Origin of the sequence: Aquabacterium olei (assembly GCF_003100395.1) — a bacterium.
In the GTDB taxonomy this organism is placed as follows: Bacteria; Pseudomonadota; Gammaproteobacteria; order Burkholderiales; family Burkholderiaceae_C; genus Aquabacterium; species Aquabacterium olei.
This window is the reverse complement of sequence record NZ_CP029210.1, coordinates 2,003,661-2,014,859: the sequence shown is the minus strand read 5'-3', so window position 1 is coordinate 2,014,859 and position 11,199 is coordinate 2,003,661. Positions and strand designations below refer to the sequence as shown.

The window sequence follows — 11,199 nt, the reverse complement described above, 5'->3', positions numbered from 1 at the left end:
ACGGTGGCAAAGGACGTGCCCGGCTGGCCTGCGGCCGCCGGGGTACGGGATGGAAGCCCCGCGGGTGGGCTGGCAAGAAGTGCACACGCACCGGGAAAAGGTGCCGGTGCGCAGGCCCCCGTTTCACCGGATCTCGGGGGGCGGGGTGACCTCTGGCTGCGGCGGCACGGGCGACACCTCGGGCTCCGTCAGCGGCGGGGCGATCTCGGGCTGAGGGGCGGTCGGTGTGATCTCCGGGCCGCGGTCGGGCTGCGGAAAGTCGGGGCCCTGCGGATCCGGTACATCCGGGCCTTCCGGCGTCGGAATGTCAGGGGCGGGCGAGGGCGTGCCCGGACCGGGTGGCACAGGGGAGGGAACGGTGGGAACGGACATGGGCGACCTCACTGACGACGCGCAATGGCTTCAGCCAGTGCAGCCTTGTTCATCCGGGCGCGCCCCGGAATACCGAGCTCACGGGCTCGTGCATACAGCGCCTCGCGAGACTGTCCCTGGGCGTCCACGCCGCCATACGTCGGGCGGTCGCCCTGGCGGGCGGCATCACCCGAGGCCGCCGCCTGCGGATCGGACGGGCCGCGCCGGGCTTTCGGCTCCCAGTGGTCGCCCACCTTCTCGAAGCTGTGCTTGAGCGACGACATGGCCGTGCGGCGCGCTCGTTCGCCCGGGCCGTAGCTTTCCTCGGCATGGGCCAGCGTCTTGGCGTACGTGCGCTGGGCCTTGGCCGGCGAGCGTTTCAGCGTCGAGGGCAGGGCGGTGTTGGCGGTTCTGCTCGGCATGGCGGGGTCCTCGGTGGAAGGGTGATGCTCCCCACGGGCAAGTGACATGCCCTGCGGCAGGTCGACTTGTCAGTCCGCCGCATCGGAGGGCGCAGCCGGGGCTGTCATCAACCATGCACGCAACACCTCTGCCACGCTCCACGCCTGGGCCACGCACCCTCGGGGCAGGCCCGGCGGCTCGGCATCGAAGATCTCGCTGATGCTGCCGATGCCTGCTTCGCTGAGATGCGCTGGCAGGTCAGCCAGGAAGGCCCGCGCCGCCGTGCGATCCGGGTGCAGCTTCAGCCACGCCTGGATGAAGTGCCCGATCAGCCAGGGCCACACCGTGCCCTGGTGGTAGGCCGCGTCCCGCGACCGCAGGTCACCCTCGTACGTCGGCTTGTAGGCCGGATGGCCCGGCGCCAGCGTCCGCAGACCCCAGGGCGTCAGCAACTGTCGGCGTACGGTGTCGAGCACCGGCTCCCAATGCACCCGGTCAAGCACCGGGTGGCGCAGCGACATGGCAAACACCTGATTGGGCCGGCAAGCCACGTCGTTGATCTCCTCGCCCGCCTCGCCGTCCACCACATCGAACAGATGGAGCAGGGTCGGCGACCAGTAACGGCGGTTGAACGAAGCGCGCGCCTGCTCGGCAAGTCGCAGACAGCGCGGATCGGGATCGTCCACCTCCACCGACCAGTCGACCATCAGGCGCAGCGCGTTGTGCCACAAGGCCTGGATCTCCACCGGCTTGCCCCGACGGGGCGTCACCACCCAGCCGTCCACCTTGGCGTCCATCCACGTCAACTGATAGCCCTGTGCGCCCGCCCTCAGCAGCCCGTCCTGTGGGTCCAGCCCGATGCCGTAGCGGGTGCCCCGCACGTGGTGTTCGATGATCTGCTTGAGCACCGGAAACAGTTCGTGCATCAGGGTGCGGTCCCCCGAGCACGTGGTGTAGCGGTCAATGGCATGGAAGTACCACAGCGTCGCATCGACCGTGTGGTACAGCGCCTCGCGCTCGCCTTCTGGAAAGAGGTTGGGCAGCAGGCCATCTCGCACATAGTGCGAAAAGGTCTGCAGGATGGCGCGCGCCTCGGCATGGCGGCCGGTGCACAGCGTGAGGCCTTCCAGGCTGATCATCGTGTCGCGGCCCCAGTCCCCGAACCAGTGGTAGCCCGCAATCACGGTGCGGATCTGGTCGCCGCTCGCACGGGCGTGCAGTGCCTCTTCCAGCCGGCTGCCGGGCACGACGATGAAGGCATCTGCGGCGGCAGCAAGTTGGGCCGCCACGGGGTCCTGCACCACCTCGGGTGGCGCCATCTGGAGGATGCGCTCCACCCGGCGTTGCTGATGTTCCACCGCCGCCATGCCGTCGCCCTTCAAGGCCTCCCGCCCCTCGGCCGTGGCCACGAAGGTAAGCGGCTGCCCCGGGTGCAGGGTGGCTGAAAAGTAGCCCGGGCTGTAGAGATGCTCGCTGTGGTCATAGCCCCGCATCTGCTCGACGCGGTACAGCGCGTGCTGGCCGACCACCTCGTGGCACGTGAACCCGCCGCTGGCCGGCGTGAGCCCGAACTGCAGGGCCAGGTCGGTGCGGTCGCGCCGCACCTCGTACACCCCGCGCGAGAACGACAGCGTGAACGGCCATTCCTCTTCGTGCACCAGCACCGCATCCTGCCGCCTGAAAGCCAGAAAAGGCCGCAGCCGCAGTTCAACGTGTTCCCCCTCCAGCAGCCGGTACAACACGCACACTGTGTTCTGGTTGTGCGGCATCACGATGGTTTTCTCGATCACCACGCCGTTGATGTCGTAGCGCCACACGGGCATCAGGTGATCCCAGCGGAAGCTGGCCAGGCAGCGGTGCACGTCGGTGTCGAGGTGGCCGTTGAGGTACTCGGCGCCGCCGATCTTGACCTGTCTGCCACGGGCCTGGATCTCTTCGTCGAAACGCGAGATCAGAATGTGCCGCCCCTTGGGGTTGGGCAGGTTCGGCACGAACAGCCCATGGTGACGCCGGGTGTTGATGCCGAGCAGGCTGCCCGAGGCAAAGCCGCCCAGGCCATTGGTCACCAGCCATTCCCGATCACGCAAGGCGCTCACATCATCGCCGGGGCGCCAGTCGATTTCGATGGGCTGCAGGTTCATCGTGACTCTCCATTCGAGGCGGGGCAGGGCACTGCCCGCAGCAGCACGGCGCTTTCGCCGGGCAGCATCCAGCCCTTGTTGTCTTCACCCGGGTGCAGGGCGCCCGGGCCGCCATAAGTGGGATCGTCGCTGGACCAGGTCAGTTGCCAGGCGCTGCTCTCCGGCGGCGCCAGCAAGGGCTCGGGCCCCGGGCGGAAGTCCAGCTCATCACCCAGGTTGACCACCAGCAGTCGCTCACCGAGTGAGCCGCCGCGCCAGCGCATCACGAAGGCGTGCTCGCTGAGGACCGCGCCATCCAGCATGGTGCGGTCCTGGGCTGCGATGACCCGGTCCTCGCGCCGCAGCCGCAGCAGATCCCGGTGCAAGGCCAACACCGTTGCATGACGAAGGCGTTCCGCCCAGTCGAGCTTGCAGCGAAGGAACGTGGCCTCGTCGGCCGGATCCAGCAGGGCGGCCTGTGCAGCCGGTGTCGCATAAGGCTTGAACTGCGCGACAAAGGCGCGACGCCCCTCGAACACCTTTTCTGCCAGTTCGGGCTTGTGGTCCGCAAAGAACGTGAAGGGCGCCGAGGCCGCAAATTCCTGCCCCATGAACAGCATTGGCGTCTGCGGGCCCAGCAGCATCAGCGCGGTGAGCGCACGCAGACGGCCGGGGCTGGTGAGCTCATGCACGCGCTGGCCATAAAACGTGTTCGCCACCTGGTCGTGGTTCTGCAGGAAGTGCACGAAGGCGGCGGCGGGCACGTCACCGGTCGGCGTGCCGCGCGGCTGGTTCTGCCACGCGTAGTGCTGCCCCTGGAAGAGGAAGCCGTGCCGCAGGGCCGACACGAACTCCTGGGCGCGTCCGCGGTGGTCATGAAAATAGCCTTCATGCCGTCCGGTCAGCGCCACCCGCGCCGAGTGGTGGAAGTCATCGTTCCACATGGCGTCGAGCCCGTGGCCACCAGCCGATCGCGGCCGAACCAGGCAGGTGTGCTGCGGTTCGTTTTCGGCAATGAGCAGGATCTGGCGCGCCCCGGCCGCGGCCCTCGCTTGCTGCGCCAGTTCGGTGATGATGTGCACCGGCGAGGCGTCATGCATGCTCTGCGTGGCATCCAGCCGCAGCCCGTCCAGGTGGTACTGCGCGATCCAGTGGCAGGCGCTGCCGATGACGTAATCTCGCACAGGCCGGCTGTCCGGGCCATCGAAGTTGAAGGCATCGCCCCATTCGTTGGCATAGCGCCCCGTGAAGTAATGCGGACTGAAGGCCGGAAGATGGTTGCCATCGGGGCCCAGGTGGTTGTAGACCACATCGAGCATCACCCCGAGACCCAGGGCATGGGCTGCATCCACGAAGCGCTTGAGCGCGTCAGGATCGCCATACACGTGGTACGGCGCATACAGGCCGACGCCGTCATAACCCCAGTTCCAGCGCCCGACACACTCGGCCAGCGGCATCAACTCCAGCAGCGTCACGCCGAGTTCCCGCAGGTCAGGCAGGCGCGCAATGGCGGCATCGAGCGTGCCTTCGGGCGTCAGGGTGCCCACATGCAGTTCGTAGATCACCTGGCCTGACAAGGGGGCGCCGGGCCAGCCATCGTCCTGCCAGGCGTAGGCCGCGTGGTCGACCACCCGCGAGGGGCCATGCGGCCCGTCTGGCTGGAACGACGAACAGGGATCCGGGAGTGGCTCGCCGTCATCGATCTGGTATCGGTAAAGCGTTCCGGGGCCGATTTCAGTCAAGGTGCCGCTGAAGTGGCCGTCCGGCTCCGGGGCCAGCGGCCAGCGCTGGCACGGCGTGCCAGGACCCGCGCAGACCACGTGAACATGCCGGGCGGTGGGCGCCCACACTCGGAAGTGCGTGCCATCCGAGTCCACGCGGGCGCCCAACAGCGGGCGGCCAGGCGTGACAGGAGCACAATCGCGGGCAGGCATGGTGCGTAGGCCCGAAGTCGAGATGAGGAATGGGGCGGCAAGTGCCATGCCCAATTGACCGGTTTCTGGGCTCATATTACTTGCTACGATGTATATTATGTCAACTCACATGGCGACCAGAAATCGTGCCCGGCGACCAGCCATGAAGCGGCTTGCTCCCCGCTCAGGCCCCCGGTGGCCCCTTGTGCCCGCCCCCAGCGGATTGCTTGTCCTTGGTCAGCACACTGAAGCTCCCATCGCCTTCCATGTAGGCCTCGCTGACCTCGGATGGCTCCTTCACGCCATGCTGGCGCAAGGCGGCCATCAGCTCTTCGGTGGTGATCAGTTCACGGCGCATGTTGCGTCGATGGAACCGGCCATTCCGAAGCAACAGCAAAGGTGGCGGCTCCGCCAGGCGCCGAATCCATGTGAAGCGGAAGCTCGCCCAGTCCAGCAGCACGTTCCAGCCGATCAGCGTGCCCACCAGCAGCATCCCTTCGGGCACAGTCTTGTAATCACCCGACATGCCGTTCTGTGCGGCATCCGCGACGATGACGAGCAACAGCACGTCGGCAATGCCCACCGCGCCCACGTCACGCCGCAGCACGAAGCGGAACATGGCAAACAGAAACCAGTACATCGCCGTACCGCGGAGCACCACCTCCAGTGGATCCATGGTGAAAGAGAAAACGTCGGTAAACATCGTTTCAGTGCCTCCCGTTGCGCTCCTGCAGGCCGCATGCCCATGCCGCATCGCTACATCGCCCTGCGCGCCCGCGGCCACTGACGTGGGCCTATGATGCGGCACCCGGCTGCATCTGCACTGCTTCGGATGCGCCCCCTCTTCATGTGACGACTGCCGCCTGCACGCCGCAGGCCATGTACCGATGACTTTCCGCTTTTCTGCCGGCCGCATGCAAGCGGCCCTGATCCTGGCCGCATCCTGCCTCGCCGCCCCGCTGACTGCCGCTGCTCAGACCCTGGTGCCGCCGCCGGCCATCGAGGCCAAGGCTTACCTGTTGATGGACTTCGAGTCGGGCCAGGTCCTGATGGCCAGCAACGCCGACCAGGCGCTGCCGCCCGCCTCGCTCACCAAGATGATGACGAGCTACATCGTCGAGCAGGCGCTCAAGAGTGGCCGCATCAAGCCCAACGACATGATCTCGGTCAGCGAGCACGCCTGGTGCCGGGGCTCCAGCACCGAGTCGTGCATGTACCTGCCCCTCAACAGCCAGGCTTCGGTGATGGACATGCTGCGCGGCATCATCATCCAGTCCGGGAACGATGCTTCGAAGGCCGTGGCCGAGCACCTCGGGGGCACCGAAGAGGCCTTTGCCCAACTGATGAACAAGGAAGCGAAGCGCCTGGGCATGACGCGCACCCAGTTCGCCAACGCCACCGGCCTGCCGGCGCCCAACCACCTGGCCTCGGCGCGTGACCTGGGCATCCTGGCGCGCGCCATCATCCGTGACAGCTCCGAGTACTACGGCATCTACGCGGAAAAGGAATTCAAGTTCAACGGCATCAAGCAGGGCAACCGCAACGCCCTGCTCTACACCGATCCCACCGTGGATGGCCTGAAGACCGGTCACACCAGCGAGGCCGGCTTCTGCCTGGTGGCCTCGGCCCGCCGCAACGGCATGCGCCTGATCTCGGTGGTGATGGGCTCGAAGAGCATGCAATCGCGCGCCGACCAGACACGTGCGATGTTCAACTGGGGTTTCAGCTCCTTTGAGAGCGCCAATCTGCTGAAGGCCCAGGCGCCTGCGGGTGTAGGGGCTGTCCGGTTCGGGGTGGCCGATCAGGTGCGTGCCGGTGTGGCGCGCGACTGGTCCGTGCTGGTGCCGCGCGGCCAGGCCGCGCAAGTGCGCACAGCCGTGCAGATGCAACCCAACCTCACCGCGCCGATTGCCAAGGGCGCCGTGGTGGGCAAGGTGGTGGCCTCGGTCGACGGCAAGACGCTGGCCGAACAGCCGGTGGTGGCGCTCGAAGCGGTCGAACGCGCCGGTTTCTTCAAGCGCAGCTGGCAGCAATTGCAAGGCCTGTTCCGGTAAATCGGACGAACCGCCCCCCTGGCTAGGGTAAGCATTGAGCGCAATGGGTGTCGGCCCCGGGGAGTGATCCGGTACGATGCTTTGCATGGCAGGTACCGGTAGCAGTAACACATTGACCCGGGATGGGGCCTTGTTGGACCGGGCTGCAACGCAACCCGATCGCCCTGCTCCGCGCCCCGCTGTCGAAGGTCTGGCACTGCCCGACCTGGTCGACGGGCTGATCGACCATGGGTGGCGCGGGCTGCGCTTTCCGGGCGAGCTCGAGGGCCGCTTCCAGCGCGATGTGGCCCCGGAGCGCATGCGCCAGTTGCTGGTCAACAGCGCGCTCGTGGCGGTGGCCTACAACCTGATGCTGGTGTCCGACTGGCTGATGGTGCCCGACCAGTTCGATCTGGCGCTGCGCCTGCGTCTGCTGGTCTACACGCCGTTGATGTTCGCCGCCATCTTCGTGCTCACGCGCATCGACCTGCCGCGCGTGCGCGAGGGCGTGGCCGCCACCTCCGGCATCGTCGCCAGCCTGATTTCGGCCTGGCTGTGTGTGGCCAGCACCGACGAACTCGCCCCGGCCTACCTGGTCAGCCTCACCTCCATCCTCACGTTCTGCAGCGGGGTGGCGCGGATGCGCTTCGGGCCCGCGCTGGTGATGGACGTGGTTGTGGTGGGGTGCTGCGCGGTGTCGGCGTGGTTCATGCGCGACCGCGCCCCGGTGGCCCTGATGGTGCCGGTGATGCTGACGGTCACCTCCACCGCGGTGTTCACGCTGTACGGCTGTTACACCATGGAAAAGGACATGCGCCGCAACTGGCTCATGCGCCTGCGCGAGCGCCTGCTGCTCGACGAACTGGAATCCGCCAACGCCCACCTCGAGCACGTCTCGCGCAGCGACCTGCTGACGGGTGTGGCCAACCGCCGGCACGTCGACGACTTCCTCAGCCAGGTGTGGGAACGTGCCCGGGTGGATGGCACCGAGGTGTCGGTCATGATGATCGACGTGGACCACTTCAAGGCCTACAACGACATGTACGGGCACCCTGAAGGCGATGCCTGCCTGCAGGATGTGGCGGCCACGCTCAAGCGCAGACTGCGCCGCCCCAGCGACCTGGTGGGCCGTTTCGGTGGCGAAGAGTTCATTGCCGTGCTCACCGACACCCCGTTGGCCACTGCCCAGGCCGCCGCCGAGCGCATCCGCAAGGGCATCGAAGGGATGAACCGCCTGCACTCTGGCTCGAGCACGCATGCCATCGTCACCGTGAGCATCGGCGTGGCCTGCATGCGACCCGCGGCGCCCCATGCCACCCCGGCGCAGTTGATCTCTGCGGCTGACGAGGCGCTTTATCAGGCTAAGCAGACCGGTCGCAACCGGGTCTTTGCCTTCGCCACGGCCGATTGAGGGCACGGATGTCATCTACCCTGCCCTCACCCGCCGTGCCGGCTTCCAGCACACCGCCCCAGGGCGATGAGCGGGCCACCCTGCAACGCCTGCTGGACCGCGGTTTCCCCTGGATGCGCTTCCCCGCCGAACTGGAGGCGCGCTTTCAGCAGGACATGGTGGCGCAGCGCCTGCAGCATTTCCTGCTCAGCGGCATCGTTGCCCTGCTGGTCTACAACGGCTTTCTGGTGGTCGACTACCTCATGGCGAGCGATGTTTTCTGGCTCGCCCTGCAGATCCGCCTGTTCGTCTTCACGCCGCTGGCGGCGGCGGTGCTGTGGGCCTACTGGCGCTGGGGCCCCCGGATTCTCGCCTGGCGTCTGCCGGTGCTGGTCGAAGGGCCGGTGCTGTGCAGCGGACTGATGGCCGCGGCCAGCCTGGCCTTCATTCTGTCGAGCTCGCACACGGCATTGAGCCACTACTACCACGTGGGCTTCATCGTCGTGATCATCTACGGCAACATCGTCCAGCGTCTGCGGTTCTGGATGGCCGTGCCGTTCTCGCTGCTGGTTCTGGCCATGCACCTGGGCGGGATCGTGGTGCTGGACCACATGCCCCCCCGACTGCTCGGGCCCATCGTCATCATGGTGGTGGCCACCATCGTCTTCACCCTGATGGCGAATTACGCGCTGGAGCGTGACGAGCGCCGCCATTACCTGCTGACGCTGCGCGAAAAGGCCCTGGTGCAGGAGCTGGCGCACACGCATGCGCGGCTGATGGAGCTCAGCAAAGTCGACAGCCTGACCGAGTTGGCCAACCGAGGGCATTTTCAGGACTACCTGCAGCAGGTGTGGCGCCGCGCCGCGCCCGACCGCACCTCACTGGCATTGCTGATGGTGGATGTGGACCACTTCAAGAAGTACAACGACCGGTACGGGCATCCCGCGGGGGACGCGGCGCTGCGTGAAGTGGCCAGGGTGCTGGGCAGCAACCTGCGCCGCCCGGGCGATCTGGTCGCCCGGTATGGCGGCGAGGAGTTCGTGGCCGTGCTGCCCCAGTCCTCGCCCGAGACCGCCAGCCAGGTGGCCGAGCGGGTGCGCCAGGCGGTCGAGGGCCTGCAGGTGCGTCACGAGGGGTCGTCCACCGCCCGGGTGCTGACGGTGAGCGTGGGCGTGGCCCACGGCGTGGCCGGCAACCTGGCTTCACCCGAGGCGCTGCTCAAGCAGGCCGATCAGGCGCTCTATCAGGCCAAGCGCGAGGGGCGCAACCGCATCCGTCTGCTGATGCAGCCTTGATTCAGCGGCGACCCGTCAGGCAAGCGTCGGCCGCACGCCAACGGGGTCCAGGTGGGTCATCACGTCCAACACGGGCAGCTGGCGCATCACACGATCGCGGGCGCGGTTGGCAATGTCGTGGCCTTCCCAGACGCTGAGGGCGCCATCCACCTCCAGGTGGGCGTCGACCATGATCAGGTCGCCCATCTTGCGCGTACGCAGGTCGTGCACGCCCAGCACGCCCGGGGTCTGCACCAGCGCCTGGCGAATGGCCTCGGCCTGCTCGTCGGACGCAGAGCGGTCCATCAGGTCATGCAGGGCATCCCAACCCACGTCCCAGCCCATCTTGCCCACCATGAAGCCGACGATGAGTGCGGCCACCGGGTCCAGCAAGGGGTAGCCCAGCAGGTTGCCCCCAATGCCGATGGCCACCACCAGCGACGAGGCTGCATCCGAGCGGGCATGCCAGGCGTTGGCCACCAGCATGCTGGAGCGCACCTTCTCGGCGGCGGCCAGCATGTAGCGAAAGAGCAGTTCCTTGGACACCAGCGCAGCCAGCGCCACATACAGTGCCACGGTCTGCACCTGAGGAATGTCTTCGGGCGTGCTCAGCTTGTGCACTGCACCCCACAGCATGCCCACCCCCACGCTCAGCAGCAACGCGCCCAGCACCAGTGAGGCCGCTGTCTCGTAGCGGTGGTGCCCGTAGTGGTGATCGGCGTCGGCGGCCTTGCGGCTGTGGCGGTTGGCCAGCAGCACCACGAAGTCGGAGACGAGATCGGACAGCGAATGGATGCCATCGGCCACCAGGGCTTGCGAGTGCGCCAGCACCCCGATGGTGACCTGCAGGGCCGTGAGCACCACGTTGACGACCACGCTGACCAGCGTGCTGCGTCGTGCCACGACGTGGCGTTCGGGGGTGTCGTGCTCCGGATTGTCCTGGGGCGTGAGGTCCATGGGCTGCGGGCGCGTCAACCCAGCCAGTCGATGTGGTGGCCGAGCTTGCGGGCCTTGGTGCCCAGGTAGCGTTCGTTTTCGGGCTGGACGTCGCTGCGCACCGGCACGCGTTCCTCGATCTGCACGCCATGGGCCTGCAGGGTGTCGACCTTGCGCGGGTTGTTGGTCATCAGCTTGACGGAGCGCACGCCGAGTTGCTCCAGGATCTGCGCGGCCACATCGAAGTTGCGCAGGTCGGCAGCAAAGCCCAGATGCTGATTGGCCTCGACGGTGTCCATGCCCTGGTCCTGCAACTGGTAGGCGCGCAGCTTGTTGGCCAGACCGATGCCGCGCCCTTCCTGCCGCAGATAGACGACCACACCATTGCCCTTCTGGCCGATCTGGTTCATGGCGAAGTGGAGCTGGGGGCCGCAATCACAGCGCAGCGAGCCGAACACGTCGCCGGTCATGCATTCGGAGTGGACGCGCACCAGCGCGCTGCCGGCCACCTCGCCCATGACCATGGCCACGTGCTCCAGGCCAGTGGCCTTTTCGCGGAAGAGCTTCATGGTGAAGGTGCCATGCGCGGTCGGCACACGGGCCTCGGCCAGGAACTCGACCAGGGCCGAGGTGACAGGGGTCAGGGCGCTGGCGGAGGTGGGGCTGTCGGTGTCAGGACGGGACATTCGTTTTCCTCAGGGGAGTCACATTTTGCCAAAAGCCGTCACCTGGGGACGGCGGTCGCGTAAAAACACCCGACAGCGGGAAAAAAGGAGGCTG

General features: G+C 67.0%; 10 protein-coding genes. 3 read left to right on the top strand and 7 right to left on the bottom strand.

From position 1 onward, the window contains the following. Positions 1–123: 123 nt before the first annotated feature. The 5 genes from DEH84_RS19125 to DEH84_RS09135 all read right to left on the bottom strand — a co-directional run bounded on the left by DEH84_RS19125 (position 124) and on the right by DEH84_RS09135 (position 5,462). Entirely contained in the window at positions 124–372 is a 249-nt protein-coding gene (locus DEH84_RS19125; RefSeq protein ID WP_159098925.1) for a cell wall protein, read from the bottom strand. 8 nt (positions 373–380) lie between these two features. Next, entirely contained in the window at positions 381–773 is a 393-nt protein-coding gene (locus tag DEH84_RS09150; protein ID WP_109036580.1) for a ChaB family protein, read from the bottom strand. A gap of 69 nt (positions 774–842) precedes the next feature. Next, positions 843–2,894: an amylo-alpha-1,6-glucosidase gene (locus tag DEH84_RS09145; RefSeq protein ID WP_109036579.1), complete on the bottom strand. Its 2,052-nt coding sequence runs from the start codon at positions 2,892–2,894 to the stop codon at positions 843–845. Continuing rightward, the gene (gene treZ, locus DEH84_RS09140; protein WP_109038300.1) at positions 2,891–4,807 is read right to left on the bottom strand and encodes a malto-oligosyltrehalose trehalohydrolase; all 1,917 of its coding nucleotides are present in this window, start codon (positions 4,805–4,807) and stop codon (positions 2,891–2,893) included. The genes DEH84_RS09145 and treZ overlap by 4 nt, the downstream gene beginning before the upstream one ends. A gap of 163 nt (positions 4,808–4,970) precedes the next feature. Then, positions 4,971–5,462 carry a DUF421 domain-containing protein gene (locus tag DEH84_RS09135; protein ID WP_245932542.1) on the bottom strand — a complete coding sequence of 164 codons (492 nt, stop codon included), beginning with the start codon at positions 5,460–5,462 and terminating at the stop codon, positions 4,971–4,973. Between the two features lie 238 nt (positions 5,463–5,700). Between DEH84_RS09135 and DEH84_RS09130 the strand changes: the two genes are divergently transcribed. From DEH84_RS09130 to DEH84_RS09120, 3 genes are all read left to right on the top strand, one after another. Beyond that, complete coding sequence (locus tag DEH84_RS09130; protein ID WP_245932541.1) at positions 5,701–6,840, top strand: D-alanyl-D-alanine carboxypeptidase family protein; 1,140 nt, start codon at positions 5,701–5,703, stop codon at positions 6,838–6,840. A 133-nt stretch (positions 6,841–6,973) separates the two neighbouring features. Next, positions 6,974–8,230: a GGDEF domain-containing protein gene (locus DEH84_RS09125; RefSeq protein ID WP_159098924.1), complete on the top strand. Its 1,257-nt coding sequence runs from the start codon at positions 6,974–6,976 to the stop codon at positions 8,228–8,230. Positions 8,231–8,238: 8 nt separating this feature from the next. After that, positions 8,239–9,504, top strand: a complete 1,266-nt coding sequence (locus DEH84_RS09120; RefSeq protein ID WP_159098923.1) for a GGDEF domain-containing protein — start codon at positions 8,239–8,241, stop codon at positions 9,502–9,504. A gap of 15 nt (positions 9,505–9,519) precedes the next feature. Here DEH84_RS09120 and DEH84_RS09115 read toward each other — a convergent pair whose 3' ends face one another. Beyond that, the gene (locus DEH84_RS09115) at positions 9,520–10,440 is read right to left on the bottom strand and encodes a cation diffusion facilitator family transporter (protein WP_109036574.1); all 921 of its coding nucleotides are present in this window, start codon (positions 10,438–10,440) and stop codon (positions 9,520–9,522) included. Between the two features lie 14 nt (positions 10,441–10,454). Beyond that, entirely contained in the window at positions 10,455–11,105 is a 651-nt protein-coding gene (ribA, locus tag DEH84_RS09110) for a GTP cyclohydrolase II (protein WP_109036573.1), read from the bottom strand. Positions 11,106–11,199: the final 94 nt, after the last annotated feature.